Origin of the sequence: Dyella thailandensis, from assembly GCF_050749815.1 — a bacterium.
Classification (GTDB): domain Bacteria; phylum Pseudomonadota; class Gammaproteobacteria; order Xanthomonadales; family Rhodanobacteraceae; genus Dyella_A.
On sequence record NZ_CP192735.1, the window covers coordinates 2,531,886 to 2,549,900 of the forward strand.

At 70.6% G+C, this 18,015-nt stretch carries 13 protein-coding genes; 8 read left to right on the forward strand and 5 right to left on the reverse strand.

What is annotated here, in order from left to right; translation table 11 throughout:
• Positions 1-244 precede the first annotated feature (244 nt).
• The 3 genes from ACQVBX_RS11770 (at position 245) to ACQVBX_RS11780 (ending at position 3,511) form a co-directional block, all read left to right on the forward strand.
• Entirely contained in the window at positions 245-1,327 is a 1,083-nt protein-coding gene (locus ACQVBX_RS11770; RefSeq protein ID WP_431634266.1) for an oxidoreductase, read from the forward strand.
• Positions 1,328-1,453: 126 nt separating this feature from the next.
• Entirely contained in the window at positions 1,454-2,080 is a 627-nt protein-coding gene (locus ACQVBX_RS11775; RefSeq protein WP_431634267.1) for a phosphatase PAP2 family protein, read from the forward strand.
• Between the two features lie 108 nt (positions 2,081-2,188).
• Positions 2,189-3,511 (forward strand): sensor histidine kinase N-terminal domain-containing protein, encoded by a 1,323-nt coding sequence (locus tag ACQVBX_RS11780; RefSeq protein ID WP_431634268.1) that lies wholly within the window; start codon positions 2,189-2,191, stop codon positions 3,509-3,511.
• Here ACQVBX_RS11780 and ACQVBX_RS11785 read toward each other — a convergent pair.
• The 3 genes from ACQVBX_RS11785 to ACQVBX_RS11795 form a co-directional block, all read right to left on the reverse strand.
• Positions 3,496-3,792 carry a PepSY domain-containing protein gene (locus tag ACQVBX_RS11785; protein WP_431634269.1) on the reverse strand — a complete coding sequence of 99 codons (297 nt, stop codon included), beginning with the start codon at positions 3,790-3,792 and terminating at the stop codon, positions 3,496-3,498. The genes ACQVBX_RS11780 and ACQVBX_RS11785 overlap by 16 nt on opposite strands.
• A gap of 66 nt (positions 3,793-3,858) precedes the next feature.
• Complete coding sequence (locus tag ACQVBX_RS11790) at positions 3,859-4,881, reverse strand: ATP-binding protein (RefSeq protein WP_431634270.1); 1,023 nt, start codon at positions 4,879-4,881, stop codon at positions 3,859-3,861.
• Between the two features lie 383 nt (positions 4,882-5,264).
• Positions 5,265-5,930 carry a response regulator gene (locus ACQVBX_RS11795; protein ID WP_431634271.1) on the reverse strand — a complete coding sequence of 222 codons (666 nt, stop codon included), beginning with the start codon at positions 5,928-5,930 and terminating at the stop codon, positions 5,265-5,267.
• A 215-nt stretch (positions 5,931-6,145) separates the two neighbouring features.
• Here ACQVBX_RS11795 and ACQVBX_RS11800 point away from each other — a divergent pair, with 215 nt between their 5' ends.
• From ACQVBX_RS11800 to ACQVBX_RS11815, 4 genes are read left to right on the forward strand one after another with little or no spacing between them, the layout of a single operon-like run.
• The gene (locus ACQVBX_RS11800) at positions 6,146-7,558 is read left to right on the forward strand and encodes a TolC family protein (protein WP_431634272.1); all 1,413 of its coding nucleotides are present in this window, start codon (positions 6,146-6,148) and stop codon (positions 7,556-7,558) included.
• Positions 7,555-8,643 carry an efflux RND transporter periplasmic adaptor subunit gene (locus ACQVBX_RS11805; RefSeq protein WP_431634273.1) on the forward strand — a complete coding sequence of 363 codons (1,089 nt, stop codon included), beginning with the start codon at positions 7,555-7,557 and terminating at the stop codon, positions 8,641-8,643. Before ACQVBX_RS11800 ends, ACQVBX_RS11805 begins: the two co-directional genes overlap by 4 nt.
• A 14-nt stretch (positions 8,644-8,657) precedes the next feature.
• Positions 8,658-11,717: an efflux RND transporter permease subunit gene (locus ACQVBX_RS11810; RefSeq protein ID WP_431638174.1), complete on the forward strand. Its 3,060-nt coding sequence runs from the start codon at positions 8,658-8,660 to the stop codon at positions 11,715-11,717.
• A 37-nt stretch (positions 11,718-11,754) separates the two neighbouring features.
• Positions 11,755-12,780, forward strand: a complete 1,026-nt coding sequence (locus ACQVBX_RS11815) for a YncE family protein (RefSeq protein WP_431634274.1) — start codon at positions 11,755-11,757, stop codon at positions 12,778-12,780.
• Between the two features lie 71 nt (positions 12,781-12,851).
• Here ACQVBX_RS11815 and ssb read toward each other — a convergent pair whose 3' ends face one another.
• Positions 12,852-13,385: a single-stranded DNA-binding protein gene (gene ssb, locus ACQVBX_RS11820; protein WP_431634275.1), complete on the reverse strand. Its 534-nt coding sequence runs from the start codon at positions 13,383-13,385 to the stop codon at positions 12,852-12,854.
• Between the two features lie 235 nt (positions 13,386-13,620).
• On the opposite strand from ssb, the gene ACQVBX_RS11825 reads away from it, so the two are divergent.
• On the forward strand, positions 13,621-14,436 hold the full coding sequence (locus ACQVBX_RS11825) for a hypothetical protein (RefSeq protein ID WP_431634276.1): 816 nt from the start codon (positions 13,621-13,623) through the stop codon (positions 14,434-14,436).
• Positions 14,437-14,446: 10 nt separating this feature from the next.
• Here the strand turns inward: ACQVBX_RS11825 and ACQVBX_RS11830 are convergent, their stop codons facing one another.
• Positions 14,447-17,872: an EAL domain-containing protein gene (locus tag ACQVBX_RS11830; protein ID WP_431634277.1), complete on the reverse strand. Its 3,426-nt coding sequence runs from the start codon at positions 17,870-17,872 to the stop codon at positions 14,447-14,449.
• Positions 17,873-18,015 lie beyond the last annotated feature (143 nt).

Below are 18,015 nucleotides of genomic sequence, written 5' to 3' on the forward strand. Positions count from 1 at the left end.
CCGACCCGCACTCCCATTGGAATCGCGCACCCGCCCTGTAGGAGCGCACCCTGTGCGCGACCCTGGCCATCTGGCGAGCCCGCGTCGCCCACAAGATGCGCTCCTACAGCGGGAATCTCGACGTGACCGCCCCGCATACCCATCGGAGTCGCGCGCCCTGTAGGAGCGCACCCTGTGCGCGACCCTCGCCATCTGGCGAGCCCGCGTCGCCCACAAGATGCGCTCCTACAGCGAGAATCTCGACATGACCGCCCCACACTCCCCCATTCGCCTCGGCCTGATCGGCTACGGCTACGCCGGCAAGACCTTCCACGCGCCGCTGATCCGTGCCACGCCCGGCCTCGAACTCGCGGCCGTCGCCTCGCGCGATGCCGCCAAGGTGCACGCAGACTTGCCGCACATTCGCGTGCACGACACGCCCGCCGCACTCATCGCCGACGACAGCCTCGACGTGGTGGTGATCGCCACCCCCAACGACACCCACGCGCCGCTGGCCGCCGATGCATTGCGCGCCGGCCGGCACGTGGTGATCGACAAGCCGATGGCGCTGGACCTGGCCGAAGCGCGCGCACTGATCACCCTCGCCGACGCCTCGCCCGGCCAGCTCTCGGTGTTCCATAACCGCCGCTGGGACAGCGACTACCTCGCGGTGAAGCAGGCGATCGACGCGGGCATGATCGGCGAAGCGATGCACTTCGAATCGCACATCGACCGCTACCGGCCCGCCGTGCGCGACCGCTGGCGCGAATCGGCCGGCCCCGGCGCGGGCATCTGGTACGACCTCGGCCCGCACCTGGTCGACCAGGCGCTGCAGCTGTTCGGCCTGCCCGAGCGCGTGCATGCCGCGCTCGCGACCCAGCGCGCGGGCGGCCTTAGCGACGACTGGGCGCACGTGCGGCTGGACTACGGCGCGCGCCAGGTGATCGTGCACGCCAGCATGCTGGTGGCCGGCGGCGCGCGGCGCTTCGTGGTGCATGGCACGCGCGGCAGTCTGATCAAGACCGGCGCCGATCGCCAGGAAGCCCAGCTGCTGGCCGGCCTCACGCCCGGCGCTGCCGGCTGGGGCGACGACGCCGATCCGCTCACCGTGATCGACGCGCATGGCCATGAACGCGCACTACCGGCGGTCGCCGGCGATCAGCGCCGTTATTACGCCGCCCTGCGCGACGCCATCGCCGGTGAGTCACCCTGGCCGGTGACGCCGATCGAGGCTCTGGCGGTGATGGCGGTGATCGACACCGGCTTCGCCTCGCAGCGCGAAGGCCGCGCCTTGCCGCTGCCGCTGAACGCCGCCGAGCGGGCCGCGTTCGCCACCGCGCGCAGTTGAGCTGCGTCAATCCGGCACCGCCCGCGCACGCGCACGCTGCCTCCCACGTAAGCGGAACGAAAGCCTCGGCGCCTAGCGTCACCGGTGCACCGGGCCTACGCCGCCCGTCGCACGGGGAGCCTGATCATGCGTCGTCTATTCGTCGTCCTGCTTTCTCTTGCCACCCTCGTCGGCGGCAGCAACGCGTACGCCGCGGGCGGACCGTTCGGCATCGACCACCGCCTGCACTACGACAACAGCGGCATCTGGAACCGCAACAACCAGAAGGCGCTGATGTACGGCAGCATCCTCACCGTGGGCGTGGGCGCACTCGCGCTGGGTGACGACAGCAAGCTCGGCGACACGTTCTGGCGCTCGGTCGATTCGATGGTGATCACCGGCGTGGCTGCGACCGGCATGAAGTACACCTTCCGCCGCGAGCGCCCGTCGCAGACCGCCAGCCCCAACCAGTGGTTCAAGAGTTCCAAGGCGCAGAGCTTTCCCAGCGGCGAGGTGGCGGCGATCTCCGCCGCGGTGACGCCGTTCATCGCCAACTACGGCCAGGACCACCCCGCGGTCTACGCGCTGGCGCTGCTGCCTGCCTACGACGCGGTGGCGCGCATGAAGGTGCGCGGCCACTGGCAGAGCGACGTGCTGGTCGGCGCCGCGCTGGGCACCGGCATCGGCATCTGGTCGGCACGACGCCACTCGCCGCTGATCCTCGGCTGGCTGCCCGGCGGTTTCCAGATGGGCTTCGTGCACCGCTTCAAGTAGATGCTACGGGTCGGTGGCGGATAGGTACCGGCACCCGCGCTCGTCCGCATAATGGGTTACTAAGCTGGCGGCGGCATCCTTGCAGTCTGTTGCTGCTGGATGTTGCCCATGCGTCGTGGTCAAGCTCACCGCATCGGTCTGCGCGGCCATGTTTTCCGCTGTGTCGTCGGGCCACTCGCGCTGCTCGTACTGCTGGACCTGCTCGCCAGTGCCACGCTCGCCGTGCGCTACGCGGGCCAGCGCTATGACGCCGATCTGCTCGCCAGCGGCCGCGCCCTGGCGAAACTGGTGGAGCAGCGGGACGACCACGTCCAGCTTCCCGCCGCAGCGCGCTTCCTGTTGGCGCATGAAGGTCACCGCTCGCTCTACTTCCAGGTCGTCGACCGACAGGGACGCACCGTGGCGGGCAATGCGCACCTGACCGGAGACGCAAAGGCGTCGGCCGATGTAGCTCTCTACGATCTGCCTATGCCCGATGGCCCCGCCCGGGTGGCGCGCCTTGCGACGTCACATGGCGGAGCCGCTGCGGTGGCCGTCGGCGAGCCGCTGGCGCCACGCCGCATGCAGGCCGCGCGTCTGGTGTGGCTGGCGACGCTTGTGCAGCTTCCGATCTTGCTGGCGGTGATCGTGGTGACCTGGCTCGCGGTGGGAGCCGCACTGCGGGCGTTGAAATCGCTGGTCGCCTCTCTCGATCCCGCTTCGCCGCGGCAAGACCTGCCGGACGATGAAACGGTGCCGTGGGAACTCGCCTCGCTGTCCCAGGCACTGCGTCGGCTGCTTGCCCGCATGAATGCTGCCAGGCACGCACAGGAACGTTTCGTCGTCGATGCCAGCCGTCGACTGCGACTGCCGCTGGATCGCCTGCGTGCCGCGGTCGATCGCGCATTGCGCAGCAGTGACGCCGCCGCGCGGGAGGCCGCGCTACAGGAAGTCATGCAGCACAACGAACAGGCCACGCGAGTCACCCGGCAACTACTCGCCCTGGCGCGGCTCGGCCCGGACCACAAGCGCCTGGATCAACGTGAAGTCATCAACCTCGACGCCCTGCTGCAGTCACTGGTGGCGCGACGCGCGGAAGATCGCCACGGCGGCGATCTGGACATCGGCTACGAGGGCCCGGGCGGTCCGCTGCCCGTGCGCGTCGACGGATCGTCCATCGACGACGTTCTGGAGGCCTGGATCGATGACAGCCTGCAGCAGAAGGCGGGCGGCGGGTGGATCACGGTGACGCTCCGCCGTGAAAAGGGAGGCGGCGCGCAAATAGCCTTCACCGAGAAGAAGGCTGGCCCCGAGCATGGCGGGCGCAGCTTCGCGCTGATGCTGGCCCGGCGCGTTGCCAGGCTGCACGGTGCGCAACTTTCGATCCAGCGTGAGGGTGGTGCACGCACCCTCACGCTGCACTTTCCCGCTGGGGCTCAGTCGTTGTCCTGACTCTCATCGGAGTTTTCCAGCACCTTGCCGGTCACCGCGTCCACGCCGATCTCGCGGGTGCCCTTGCTGCCGCTGACGTCGAAGGAGTAGCGCAGGCCGCTGCCGCCGCGCTCCTTTTCCAACTCTTCCTTGACGATCTTGCCCGGGTAGGTGTGCAAGGCGATGGTGCGCGCATGCGGCATGTCGATACGGGCCTTGGCGGCGTCGGCAGCGGTGGCCGCCGAGGCGGCGCCGGACAGCGCCAGCAGGGCGACGGCGCATGAGCAAACGAGGGATTTCATGGCAACTCCTGAAGAAGGCGACGGCATGTCGCCAGGCCATGATCACGCGGTGTGCTTAGCGCGCTATTAGGTCGATGGCGGCGTGGTGCTGGCGTTCATCCGCGCGAGCGGAATGCATACGCGCACGCACAATCCGCGTCCGCCGGGCGCATCGTCGAGCTCGATCCGCGCACGGTGCATCTGCGCCACGCGCTGCACGATGGAAAGCCCCAGTCCGTAGCCGTCGCCGCGCCCGCCGGGTTCGCGGTGGAAGCGGGCGAACACCTCGTCGCGACGCTCGGGCGGGATGCCCGGGCCGTTGTCGATCACTTCGATCATCGCGGTGTCCGCCTGCGCTTCCACGCGCAGCTCCACCGCGCCGCCCTGCGGCACGTGCCGCAGCGCGTTCTCCACCAGGTTGCGCAGCAACGCGGCGAGGCCGGCGGCGAAGCCCTCGACCACCAGCGGCTGCGGCGGCAGCGTCAGGGCCAGCTCCACGTTCCAGTCGGCGATCGGCAGTGCGAGCTCGTCGATCACCTCCATCGCGATGTCGCGCAGATCCACCCGCGCGTGCGCCGCGGCCGCACCGGCTTCGATCCGGGCCAGCGCCAGCAACTGCTCCACCCGGCGTGCCAGCACGGTGAGCGCCTGCTGGGTCTGCCCCAGTGCCAGATCGGTGCCCGCGCGATCGTGGCTGCCGATCGCCGTCTCCACGTTGATCAGGCTGCTGGCGATGGGGGTGCGCAGCTCGTGCGCCACGTCGGCGCTGAAGCGGCGCTCGCGCTCCAGCGCATCTTCCAGCCGAGCCAGCTGGTCGTTCAGCGCGGCAATCATCGGCTGCAGTTCCGGCGGCAGCGGCGCCAGGTCGACCGGCTCGCGGCTGCCCGGTGCGCGGCGGCGCAGCGTGTCGGCGAGGCGGTCGAGCGGGCGCAGGCCGCGGCGCACCGCCCACCCCACCAGCAGCGCCACCAGCGGCATCCCCAGTAGCAGCGGCAAGGCGTGATCCAGCCACAGCGCGCGGGTGATGTCGTTGCGGCTGTCGTAGCGCTCGCCGGCCAGGATGACGATGCCCGACGCCGGATCGCGCAGGGTGTAGGTGCGCCAGTGCATCGCATCGAGTACCAGCTCGCCGAAGCCGTCGGCATTCGCGGTGGTGCGCGGCACGCTGGCGAAATTGGCCGACTCCAGCCGCACGGCGCCCGAGGCATCGGTGACGCGGAAGCCGACCTCGGTTTCCACTTCGCGCCCCGCCACCGGAAGGGTCAGCCGCGGCGGTGCCGGCGCCGCCCGATCCGCACGTGCGCGCAGGGCATCCAGGCCCGCCTCGCGCACCAGCAGGTCGACCGTGCGGGCCGACTGGGCCAACCGCGCATCGGACAGCTCGGTCACCTCCACCAGCGTGGCGCGGAAGCTGATGATGCCCAGCGGCACCAGCACCACCGCCAGCGTGGCGATGACCAGCCAGCCCAGCCGCCAGCGCAGGCTGGCCGCGCTCACTGCGGCTCCCGCGGCAGCATGTAGCCGAAGCCGCGCACGGTGCGCACGGTGTCGGCGCCCAGCTTGCGGCGCAGCGAGTGGACCAGCACTTCCAGCGCGCCGCGGCCCACCACGTTGTCCAGCCCGTAGATCGAGTTCTCCAGGTGCTCGCGGCGCACGATCTGCCCGGCGCGCTCCATCAGCTGCTGCAGCAGGGCGAACTCGCGGCGGGTGAGCTCCACCGGCTCGTCGCGAAAGCGCACTTCGGCGCTCTCCAGATCCAGCGACAGCGCGCCGGCCTCGATGCGGTTCACCGCGCGCCCGTGATGGCGGCGCATCAGCGAGCGGATGCGTGCGGCGAGCTCGTCGAGGTGGAACGGCTTGACCAGGTAGTCGTCGGCGCCGGCGTCGAGCCCCTTCACGCGCGACTGCAGCCCGTCGCGGGCGGTCATCACGATCACCGGCGTATCCACCTGCGCGCGGCGCGCGGCGGTGAGCACGTCCAGGCCGTCGCGACCGGGCAGGCCCAGATCCAGCAGCACCAGGTCGGCGGTGCGATCGGCCAGCGCCGCGCTGGCGCTGCGGCCGTCGCGCAGCCAGGTGACGGTGTAGCTCAGGCGCTCCAGCGCACGCTGGATCGCCCCACCGAGCTGGGCATCGTCTTCGACCAGGATGATGTGCACGCCGCTGACTCCTTCCGCTTGTCGCCGCCCCATGATGACCGGATCGGCTTGGCGCAACCTTACGTCAGGCCTGTCGGCGATGGTCGATGCCACCGCTGTGGGGGCTCTGATCGTCCCTAAGCTGGGGCAAAGGAGCGGCCGCGATGATGGTGGTTTCCTGCGTCGCCGCCCCGGGTGGCGCGGCATTTGTCGATCCGTCCGCTTGAGAGAGCTTCATGCATCGATGCCCCATCGCGCGATCCGGCCGCCGCCCGGCGTTCACGGCGCGCCTTTGCCGCGGCCTGACCGCGCTGGCGCTCACCCTGCTGGCCGGCTGCGCCACCTATCGCCCGCTGCCGCTACCGGCTGGCCACGGCGCCACGAGCGTCGGCCAGCTCAGCGCCTCGCTGCCGGCGCGCGCATGGCTGCCGGCGCATCGCTTCGATCCCACCGACGGGCTGGATGTGACCGAGCTGGCCACGCTGGCGGTGGCGAACAACCCGGACCTGCGCTCCAAGCGCGATGCGCTTGGCCTGGCGCGGGCGCAGGCGTTCGCCGCCGGTCTGCTGCCGGACCCCCAGCTCGCCCTGGGCGCGGATTTTCCCCGCAGCAACGCCCCCGGCCTCACCAGCGCATACAGCGCGGGGATCAGCGCCGACTTGGCCGCCCTGCTCAACCGCTCGTCGCGCGTTGCCGCTGCCCGCAGCCAGACGCAGCAGGTGAACCTGGACCTGCTTTGGGCCGAGTGGCAGACCGTGGCGCAGGCGCGCGTGCTGTTTGAGCAGGTGACCACGCTGCAGGCCAAGGAGGTTCGCCTGCGACGCGAGCGCGACGCGCTGGCGCCACTGGCCGCACAGGTGCAGACCGCGCTGCGCGCCGGCAACCTCACCCACGATGCCGCCAGCACCGGCCTCAACGCGCTCGCCGACGTACGTCATCGCCTGGACGACAACACCGTGGCGCTGGATCAGGCCGAAGCCGACCTGCACGGCCTGCTGGGGCTGGCGCCGGACGCGCCGATCGACCTGGTCGGCCCGCCGTGGCGCGACGACCCGTCACCCGCCGCGGTGCAACGCGCGCTGGATGCTCTGCCGCAGCGCCGGCCCGACCTGCTCGCCCTGCAGGCCGGCTACGCGTCGCAGGAGGCGAACCTGCGCGGCGCGATCCGCGCGCAGTTCCCGGCGATCACGCTCGGCTTCAACACCGCGCGCGACACCAGCGCGGTCTATACCAACGGCGTCACGCTGGGCATCACGCTGCCGCTGTTCGACCGCAACCGCGGCAACATCGCGATCGCCACGGCGACCCGCCAGCAGCTGCGCGACGACTACGCCGCGCGCGTGCTCGCCACGCGCACCGATATCCGCCGCCTCACCGACGACCTGGCCACGCTGACCCGCGCCGCCGCCGCGCAGGACCGCCACGCCGGCGAGCTGGCGCATGCGCGCCGCGCCGCCGAGCTCACCTGGCAGCACGGCGAGCTGGACTGGCCGACCTACCTGGCCATTCGCGCCAACGCGCTCGGCGCCGACCTCGACCGTCTCGACCTGCGCCAGCGGCGCGCCACCGCCGCGATCGCACTGAGCGCGCTGCTGGGCAGCACCGATCTCACTCCCGCGTCCCCACCCGCACGAGCCGACACGCCATGATGCCGATCCGCGTCACGCCTTCCCTCCGCCCGCTGCTGCTGTGGCTGCCGCTGGCTGCCCTGCTGGCCGGGTGCTCCAGCGGCCAGGGCGGCGACGATGACGCCAGCAGCGCAGCCGGCGCGCGCGGCGCGGTCGCCGTCACCACCATGGTGCCCAGGCAGCAGACCTTCCACGACACCGTGCAGGCCTGGGGCAGCGCGGTCAGCGATCCGCAGCGCGCCCGCGTGATCAGCCTCGGCCACGGCGGCCAGGTGCAGGCACTGATGGTGAGCGCCGGGCAGCGCGTGCGGCGCGGCGAGCCGCTGCTGGTGATCGCGCCGGACCCTGCCGCCCGCAGCGCGTATCGCCAGGCACTGAGCGCACGCCAGCTTGCGCAGAGCGAGCTCGTCCGCATCCAGGCGTTGGCCCGCCAGCGACTGGCGACGCAGTCGCAGCTGGCCGCGGCGCGCAAGGCGCTGGCCGACGCCGACGCCACGCTCGCCGCACAACGCGCGCTGGGTGGCGGCGCGGCCGAGGAGACGGTGACCGCACCGGCCGACGGTGTGGTGACCAGCCGCAATGTCGGCCAGGGCGAGCGCTTCACCGCCAACGCAACGCTGCTTTCCTTCACGCCCGATCAGGCGCTGGTCGCCGAACTGGGCGTGCAGCCGCCGGACGGCAGCAAGCTGCACGCCGGCATGGCGGTGCGCCTGCGCGGCGCCTACAGCGATGCGCCCGCACTAGAGGGCACGCTGACGATGATCGGCGCGTCGATCGATCCGCAGAGCCACCTGCTGCCGGCACGGGTCAGCCTGCCGGCGCAGGCCGGCGCCGCGCTGGTGGCCGGCACGCCGCTGCAGGCCACCATCGAGACCCGCGACGTCAGCGCCTGGGCGGTGCCGCGCGACGCCGTGCTGCACGACGATCACGGCGACTACCTGTTCCAGCTCGACCACGGCAAGGCAAAGCGCGTGAACGTGACCCTGCGCAGCCCCGACGGCGACCCGGTGGGCGTGCTCGGGCCGCTCGATGCGAAGGCCCCGGTGATCGTGCAGGGCGTGTACGAGCTTCACGACGGCGACGCCGTGCAGGAGTCGGCACGGTGAACCTCTCGCTGTGGATGCAACGGCACCGGCGCTCGCTGCTGTTTCTCGCCCTGATGCTGGCGCTCGGTGGCATCGCCAGTGCGTTCCTGATGCCGGTGGCGCTGTTTCCCAATGTCGCGTTTCCGCGCGTGCAGGTGACGCTGGACGCGGGCGATCGCCCGGCCGACCAGATGGCGGTGGCGGTAACCACGCCGGTGGAAGTGGCTGTGCGCCGCGTGCGCGGCGTGCGCGGTGTGCGCTCCACGACCAGTCGTGGCAGCGCAGACATCGCAGTCACCTTCGACTGGGGTGCGGACATGGCCGCCGCGCTGCAGGCGATCAACGCCGCCGCGGGCCAGGTATTGCCGGAGCTGCCACCGGGTACCCGGGTCAGCACCCGGCGGATGGATCCCACCACGTTCCCCGTGCTTGCTTACAGCCTGCGCTCGCACACGGTTTCGCCCGCCGATCTGCATGATCTGGCGCAATACCAGCTGCGCCCGCTGCTCACCGGCATCACCGGCGTGGCACAGGTCAAGGTGCAGGGCGGCGAGGTGGTGGAGTTCCACGTGGACGTCGATCCGGACAAGCTGCGTGCACTCGACCTCAGCCTGTCCGACGTAACCGCAGCGGTCGGGCACGCCGCCACCATCCAGGCGATGGGCCGCGTCTCCGACCACTACAAGCTGTACCTGCTGCTGGCGAACAACCAGCCGACCTCGCTCGGCGCGCTGCGCGACATCGTGCTGCGTGCCATGCCCGGCGGCGTGGTGCGCCTGCGGGACGTGGCAACGATCCGGCTCGGCCACGTGCCGCAGTGGATCAAGGTCAATGCCGACGGTCAGAACGCGGTGCTGTTGCAGGTCTACCAGCAGCCTTCCGGCAACAGCGTGCAGATCGCCCGTGACGTGAAGAAGCGCCTGGCCGACTTCGCGCCGCAGATGCCGGCCGGCGTCGACCTGGCCAGCTGGTACGACCAGACCCAACTGGTCACCGGCGCCGCCGGCAGCGTGCGCGACGCGATCCTGATCGGCATCGTGCTGGCGGGGCTGGTGCTGTTCGTGTTCCTGCGCAACACGCGGGTGATCCTTATCGCGCTGATCGTGGTGCCGGCCGTGCTGGCGATCACCGTGCTGCTGCTGCGCGTGCTAGGCATGAGCTTCAACATGATGACGCTCGGCGGGATGGCCGCCGCGGTGGGTCTGATCATCGACGACGTGATCGTCATGCTGGAGCACATCATGCGCCGGCTGGGCGGCGCCAACAGCGGCGGCGAAGAGGCCGCCGTACATAAACGCATCGCTGGCGCCGCATGGGAGTTCTCCCGCCCGCTGACCGGCTCCAGCGCGGCCACGGTGATCATCTTCCTGCCGCTGGCGTTCCTCTCCGGCGTCACCGGCGCGTTCTTCAAGGCGCTGTCGCTGACCATGGCCAGCGCGCTGATCATTTCCTACCTGCTCACCTGGATCGCCGTACCGCTGCTGGCCGAGCGCTTCCTCGACAAGCGCCACCGCACCGAACATCCGCCCGGACGCTTCACCCGACGCATGATGGCCGGCTACGAGCGCACGCTGCAGGCATGGCTGAAGAGACCGCTGCTGATCCTGCTGCTGGTGGTGCCGTTGCTCGTCGTGGGCACGCTGGCCTACACGCGGGTGGGCACCGGCTTCATGCCCAGCATGGACGAGGGCGGCTTCATCCTCGACTACCGATCCGATCCGGGCACCTCGCTGGAGGAGACCGATCGCCTGCTGCGCCAGGTGGAGACGATCATCCGCGCCAACCCCTACGTGGACACCTACTCGCGGCGCACCGGCCTGCAGCTCGGCGGCGGCCTTACCGAGGCCAACGAGGGCGACTTCTTCGTGCGGCTGAAAACCGGTTCGCGCCCCAGCACCGAGCAGGTAATGGAGGAGGTGCGCAGCAAGGTGGAGGCGACCGTACCTGGGCTGGATATCGAGCTTTCGCAGCTGATGGAGGACCTGATCGGCGATCTGGTGGCGGTGCCGCAGCCGATCGAGGTCAAGCTCTACGGCGACGACCCGGCCAAACTGGAATCCACCGCCCGCAAGGTCGCCGACGCGGTGGGCAAGATTTCCGGCGTGGTGGGGGTGCGCGACGGCATCAATCCGGCAGGCGATGCGCTCGAGGTGAACGTCGATTCCACGCGCGCCGCGCTGGCGGGGCTCGATCCTACCAGCGTCACCGACCAGGTCGCCGCTGCCGTGGAGGGCTCGGTGGCGGCGCAACTGCCACAGGCCGGCCGGATGGTCGGCGTGCGCGTGAGTCTTCCCGGCAACCGCCGGCAGCGGATGGAGCAGATCGAGGCGCTGCCGATCCGTGCTGCGGATGGACATCTGCTGCCACTGTCCCAGGTGGCCAGCTTGACCCCGGTACAGGGGCAGCCTCAGATCGAGCGCGAGAACCTCAAGCGCATGGTGGCGGTGACGGGGCGCATCAGCGGTCGCAGCCTCGGTGCCGCGATCGGCGACGTAAAGAAGATCATGTCACGCGCGGGCATGTTGCCCAAGGGCATGTATTACGAACTGGGCGGCGTCTACAAGCAGCAGCAGCAGGCGTTCCGCGGGCTCACCATCGTGATGGTGGCGGCGATCGCGCTGGTGTTCACGCTGCTGCTGTTTCTGTACGAGAGCTTCCGCGTGGCGCTGGCGATCCTCGCCATGCCGCTGCTGGCCTTGCCGGCGGTGTTCGTCGGGCTGTGGCTGACCGGCATCGAGCTCAACATCTCCTCGATGATGGGCATGACGATGATCGTGGGCATCGTCACCGAAGTGGCGATCTTCTATTTCTCGGAGCTGCAGCAGACCGACGACGACGAGGCGCAGCGCGAGCTGCCGCTGCACGATGCGCTGAGTCGCGCCGGCCAGCACCGTACGCGGCCGATCCTGATGTCCACTATCGCCGCCATCCTGACCTTGCTGCCGCTGGCCCTGGCGATCGGCCAGGGCTCGCAGATGCAGCAGCCGCTGGCGGTGGCGATCATCGCCGGCATGCTGCTGCAACTTCCGCTGGTGTTGCTGGTGATGCCGGTGCTGTACGCCGTGCTGCGCCGGCATCGCCGGGCCGCGGCCTGATCGCCCCCCTCACCTCACCCATCGCAAGGGAACCACCATGAAGCCACTGCTGCGCTCAGCCCTGTTCCTCTCGCTCGCCACGCTTTTTGCGCCGCTGCACGCAGCCGCCACCGTGCCCACCACCAAAATCATCGAACGCCTGCCGCTCGGTGGCCCCGGCGGCTGGGACTACCTCACGGTCGACGCGCCGCACCGGCATCTGTTCGTCAGCCGCGGCGACCGCGTGGTGGTGGTCGACCTGGCCAGCGGCAAGCCGGTCGGCACCCTCACCGGCACCGCCGGCGTGCACGGCGTGGCCGTCGCCGACGACCTGGGCCAGGGCTTCACCAGCAACGGCAAGAGCGCCTCGGTGACGGTGTTCGACCTGGCCACGCTCAAGCCGCTGGGCAGCATCACCGGCACCGGCCAGAACCCGGATGCGATCCTCTACGACTCCGCCTCGCACCACGTGTTCACCTTCAACGGCCGCAGCGCCTCGGCCAGCGTGATCGATCCGGCCAAGCGCGCAGTGATCGCCACCATCGCCCTGCCCGGCAAGCCGGAATTCGCCCAGGCCGATGGCGCCGGCCACGTCTACATGAACATCGAGGACAAGGCCGAACTGGTCGAACTCGACTCGCGCAGCAACGCCGTGCTGCACACCTGGTCGCTGGCGCCGTGCGAGTCGCCCAGCGGACTGGCGCTGGACAACGCGCACCATCGCCTGTTCTCGGTCTGCGACAACCGCGTCATGGCGGTGACCGACGCCAACACCGGCACGCAGGTCGCCACGGTGGCGATCGGCGATGGACCCGACGCCGCCGTCTTCGATCCAGCCACCAGCACGATCTACAGCTCCAACGGCCGCAGCGGCACGATCACCGCCGTGCACGAAGATGACGCCGACCACTACACCGTCGCCGCCACCATCCCCACGCAGAAGAGCGCGCGCACCATGACGCTCGATCCGCAGACCCACCGCCTCTACCTCTCCGCCGCCACGCCGGGCACCAGGAAGAACGCCCGCGGCTGGCCGGAGATGCTGCCGAACAGCTTCACCGTGCTGGTGGTCGGCCGGCCCTGACCCACACCGACTCCGCACAAGCAAAAAGCCCGCATCGCTGCGGGCTTTTTGTCGAGGCATGACCGGTTCGATCAGAACGGGATGTCGTCGTCATCGAAGCCGCCGGTGTCGGCCGGCGCGGGGGCCTGGCGCGGCATGTCGTTGCCGCCGCGGTTGTAGTCGCCACCGCGATTGCCACCACCGCCGCCACCGGAACGACCACCGCCGCCGCCCTGGCCGCGCTGCTGGTAGCCACCACCACCACCGCCGCCCATGCCGCCGCCTTCACCGCCGCCGCCGAGCATCTGCATTTCGCTGGCCACGATGTCGGTGCTGTAACGCTCCACGCCCTGCTTGTCGGTGTACTTGTCGGTGCGCAGCGAGCCTTCGATGTAGATCTGGCGGCCCTTCTTCAGGTACTCGCCGGCGATCTCGGCGAGGCGGCCGAACAGCTTCACGCGGTGCCACTCGGTGCGCTCCTGCTTCTCGCCGCTCTGCTTGTCGGTCCAGCTCTCGGAGGTGGCCACGCTGAGCGAGGTGATCGCCGTGCCGCTGGAGGTGTAGCGCACTTCCGGGTCCGCGCCCAGATTGCCGACCAGGATGACCTTGTTGATACCGCGTGCCATGGGACTACCTCGCTTTGCTGGGCCGGCGCGCACATTGCCGGCCGACGGTCTGGTGTGGCCGGGCGGCTGGCGGTAGCCGCGCCCGACGGACTGCCTATGATAGCTGGCCGCTCCCCTTTCGGCGTGCCCGCGACTGCGCCGGGCTGCATCCGCCGCTGCGCTGCGCTCGTAGACACCGGGGTCTGCCCGACGCCGCTGGCGGCTGGGCATCCCGTTTCCGGCAAGGAGAATGCGCGTGACTACCGCCCTGTCGCCGGCCACCCGTGCGGCCGCGCTGACCCTGCTGCTTGCCGGCACCGGCCTCGCCGCCGCCCAAACGCCCACGCCCGCTGCCGGCATTCGCCAGCTCGAAGGCACGGCCTACGCCACCGACGACGGCCACGTGATGTACCGCGAGTCGCACTGGCTGTTCGACGATGCGCAAGGGCCGGCGCGACTGGTGCTGTACCGCTGCCCGGACGGGCGCGCGTTTGCCCGCAAGCTGCTGCACGACGACGGCCACGCCCAGGCGCCGGACTTCGAGCTGGTGGATGGCCGGACCGGCTATCGCGAGGGCGTGCGGCGCGTGGGCGACCAGCGCGTGGTGTTCGTGCGCGCCAACACCACGGCCGCCGAGCGCAGCAAGCCGCTGGATACCACGCCGCTGCCGGTGATCGATGCCGGCTTCGACGCCTACATCCGCAGCCACTGGGATCGCCTGGGCCGCGGCGCGTCGGACACGGTACCGTTCGTGATCCCGAGCCGGCTGGGCACGCTGAAATTCAGCGTCAAGCGCGTGGACGACGCCGTCGTGGAAGGACGCCCCGCCCGCCAGTACCGCCTGAGCCTGGCCAGCTGGATCGGCTTCGCCCTGCCGCACATCGACGTGGCCTACGACGCGCGCAGCCGCTCGCTGCTGCGCTTCGTGGGGCTGGCCAACGTGCACGCCAGCAACGGCGACAACGTGCGGGCGCGGATCGAGTTCAAGCCGGCGGATGAGCGCCCCGCCACGCCGGCCGACCTGATGCAGGCGCGCCAGGCGCCGCTGGACGGGCGCTGCCCCATTCCCTGACGCCGCCGGTTCATTCGCCAGCGGGCGCGGCCATGCCGAACAACCGGGCCAGCGGCTCGGGGCGATGGATCAGGTAGCCCTGCGCGAAGTCGACCGGGAAGGTGGCGACGATCGCCATCAACTCCTCGCGCTCCACGCACTCGGCGATGGTTTGGATACCCAGCACGCGGGCCACCTCGCAGAAGCTGCGCACGGAGACCTGATCGAGCGGATCGCTGGCCAGGCCGAGCACGAACTGGCCGTCGATCTTGAGGTAGTCCACGCCCAGGTGCTTGAGATAGCCGAACGAGGCGACGCCGGCACCGAAATCGTCCAGCGCAATGCGGATGCCGCGCCGGCGCATCGCCTCCAGAAACGCCCGCGCGTCGGCCAGGTTGGTGATCGCCGCCGTCTCGGTGATCTCGAAGCACAGCCGACGCACGTCGAAGCGTGCGCGCTCGATCAGGCCATCGACGAAGTCGTGGAACGCGCGATCGCCGATCGACTGGCCGGACAGGTTGATCGACAGCATCGCCGGCATGTCCACGCGCTGGTGCCAGTCCGACAGCAGATCGAACACGCTCTGCACTACCCAGCGATCGATCCGGCTGGCCAGCTGATAACGCTCCGCCGCGGGCATGAAGACGGCGGGCGATACCGGCGTGCCGTCGTCGTCGGCCAGCCGCAGCAGCACCTCGGCATGCCAGCCGTGGCCGTTGGCGCGCTCGGAAAGCGGCTGGATACGCTGGGCGTAGAGCAGGAAACCGTGGTGATCCAGCGCCCGCTCGATGCGCGCGCCCCAGGCGGCATCGCCGGCCTGCGCCTGCACCGAGGCGTCCTGCGCCGCCCAGGTGTGGAAGCGTCCGCGGCCGCCGGCCTTGGCGATGTAGCAGGCGATATCGGCCGCGCGCATCACCGCATCGAGCGCCTGCGTGCCGGCTTCGATCGGCACCAGGCCAATGCTGGTACCGACGCGGAAGCTCTGTTCGGCGCCGGTGACGTAGCGATAGTCGTCTGCCGCATCGCAGATGGCCTGTGCGATGCGCTCGGCCTGCTCGCGCGTGCAGTCTTCCAGCAGGATCGCGAACTCGTCGCCACCCAGCCGCGCCACCGTGTCGTGCCGGCGCACGCAGGCGCGCATCAATGCGGCCAGCTGCATCAGCACCTCGTCGCCGGCGTGGTGGCCGCAGGTGTCGTTGATGATCTTGAAGTGGTCCAGGTCGACGAACAGCACGGCGCCGCGCCCACCCTCGTCGGCGGCGCGACGCAGGAAGCGCAGCAGGCGCTCCTTGTATTCGGCGCGGTTGGGCAGGCCGGTGAGCGCGTCGTGGCGGGCCTGGTGCGAGATCTCGCGGCTCAGCGCGCGCGCCTCGGTGACGTCGTGGAACACCATCACCGCACCGCGCAACACGCCCTCGTCGTCGCGGATCGGCGCGGCGGAATCCTCGATGCCGACCTGGCGCCCGTCGCGCGCCAGCAGCACCGTGTTGTGCGCCAGCCCCACGACGCGGCCCTCCGCCAGCGCCGTGTGCACCGGGTTGCCGGCGGCGTGGCCGGTTTCCTCGCTGACCAGGTGCAGCACCTCGCCGATCGGGCGACCGACCGCCTCGCCGACCTCCCAGCCGGTGAGCGTGGCGGCGGCCGGATTGATCCAGGTGATGTACGCCTGGGCGTCGGTGGTGATCACCGCATCGCCGATCGAGTGCAGCGTGACCCGCAGCAGCTCGCGGTTCTCCGCCAGCGCCAGCTCGGCGCGCTTGCGGCGGGTGATGTCCTGCAGCGTGCCGGTAAGGCGCACCGGCTTGCCCTGCTCCAGCTCCGCCTCGCCCAGCGTGCGCACCCAGATGGCACGGCCGGCGTAGGTGACGCAGGGCAATTCCATGTCCCAACCCTCACCACCGGCGCTGGCGCGATCCATGGCAGCGATCAGACGCGCGCGGGCATCCTCGGCGAACAACGCCAGGGCGCCACCCGGCACGGGCGCTTGGTCGGCAGGCATATCAACGATGCGCCGCGCCTGCTCGGACCAAGTGATGGCGCGCGTGGCGAGATCGATCCGCCAGCCGCCGACGCCGGCGACATCCCCCGTGCGCTGCAGAAACCCGCGACTTTCCTGCAGCGCGTTCTGCATGGCCCGGCGCTCGGTGATGTCGGCCAGGATCACGATGAAACCGGTGAGCTGCCTATCGCGCGCCCGCATCGGCTGCACTTCGAGCTCCACCCAAAGTAGCTGCCCCTGGCGATTGCGTATCGGCGCCTCGCCCCGGAACGACGCGAGCTCCTGCACCGCGCGCCGCACCGCCGCACAGGCGTCATCCACGCCGGGCTGCTCGCCCAGCAACGGGCACAGCGGCCGGCCCTGTATATCTCCCGCGGCGTGATCGACCAATCGAGCAAAGGCCGGGTTGCTCCACGCGACGCGGCCATCGGTGCCGGCGATCGCCACTGCGTCCGTGGTGAGGCGCGCCACCATGGCCAGGCGGTCGAGCTCCAGCGTCATCGAGCGCGCCAGGTCGATCGCGCGCTGGCGCCCGGCCAGCAGCAGCCAGGCGACCACCGCCATCAGCAGGCTGAGCAGGCCACCGGCGACGCCCAGCCGACTCGCCTGTGCCGTGTCGTTCGCCACCGCCGCGTCGAAGGCAGGCGTGCTGCGCATGATCAGGCGCAGGTGCCGTCCACCCACGCTCAGCTCGGCCTGCCGCGCGTAGCGGGACGCGTAGCTCGCGGCCGCGCGGGCGGCGATGGGATACACCGTCACCGGGGCCGCCGCGGTGACGTCGGCCAGGGTGAAATCCACCAGCCGTTCGTCGCTACCTGGCGCCTCGAGCATGCTGGCGTAGTCCACCGCGGCGTAGACCAGGCCCAGCAGGTCGCGTGGGGAGGCATCGCGATACACCGGCAGGAAATACAGCGCGCCGAATTCGACACCGGTGCCCTGCAGCAGGTGGATCGGCCCGGTGACGGCGAATGTCCGATCGGCCACGGCGCGCTGCACGGCCTCGCGGCGTACCGCTTCGGAGGCCACATCCAGGCCCAGCGCCGCTGCATTGCGCTCGATCGGCTCGACCGAGCGGATCACGTACATCTGCTCGGGCGTGCCGACCGTGCGCAGCGTGAAGGGCTGCGTGTACCACCGCTGCATGCGCGCGACGAACGCGTCGCGCTCGTCACGCGATACCGGCTCGATGAAGCCGAAGCCGTACACGCCGGGGAAGTCGTGCGGCAGGTCGCGCGTCAGCACCGCGCGGCGGAATTCGTCCGGCGCCGGCCGGCGCTGCATCGCCAGCACCGTCCCGCGCAGGCCACCCAGGCCGTAGGCCGGCAAGGTGAGCCGCAACGCCATCTGCTGACGCAACTGCTCGCTGGCCTTGCGGAACTGGCTGTCGCGGATGGCCTGGGCGTCGGCACGCGTGCGCAGCACCGCCCAGGCAGTTACCGCGCCTCCGACAGCGAACACGAGCGCCGCTCCGGCGAGCGCGCCCCGCAACACCCGGCGTCTGGCTTTCACCCCGTACTCCGCAGGCCAACCCTCCGGCGCACCCGGCGCCGGCCACGGCAGGCTACCGACAGCCTGCCGCGGGATTCTGGCGCAGGCCGGAG

Bases quoted from the DNA above. Each gene is read 5' to 3' on its own strand.
- ACQVBX_RS11770 (WP_431634266.1), top strand. From the start codon at position 245: ATGACCGCCCCACACTCCCCCATTCGCCTCGGCCTGATCGGCTACGGC.
- ACQVBX_RS11785 (WP_431634269.1), bottom strand. From the start codon at position 3,792: ATGAAATCCCTCGTTTGCTCATGCGCCGTCGCCCTGCTGGCGCTGTCC.
- ACQVBX_RS11790 (WP_431634270.1), bottom strand. From the start codon at position 4,881: ATGCACTGGCGCACCTACACCCTGCGCGATCCGGCGTCGGGCATCGTC.
- ACQVBX_RS11805 (WP_431634273.1), top strand. From the start codon at position 7,555: ATGATGCCGATCCGCGTCACGCCTTCCCTCCGCCCGCTGCTGCTGTGG.
- ACQVBX_RS11810 (WP_431638174.1), top strand. From the start codon at position 8,658: ATGCAACGGCACCGGCGCTCGCTGCTGTTTCTCGCCCTGATGCTGGCG.
- ACQVBX_RS11775 (WP_431634267.1), top strand. From the start codon at position 1,454: ATGCGTCGTCTATTCGTCGTCCTGCTTTCTCTTGCCACCCTCGTCGGC.
- ACQVBX_RS11780 (WP_431634268.1), top strand. From the start codon at position 2,189: ATGCGTCGTGGTCAAGCTCACCGCATCGGTCTGCGCGGCCATGTTTTC.
- ssb (WP_431634275.1), bottom strand. From the start codon at position 13,385: ATGGCACGCGGTATCAACAAGGTCATCCTGGTCGGCAATCTGGGCGCG.
- ACQVBX_RS11815 (WP_431634274.1), top strand. From the start codon at position 11,755: ATGAAGCCACTGCTGCGCTCAGCCCTGTTCCTCTCGCTCGCCACGCTT.
- ACQVBX_RS11800 (WP_431634272.1), top strand. From the start codon at position 6,146: ATGCATCGATGCCCCATCGCGCGATCCGGCCGCCGCCCGGCGTTCACG.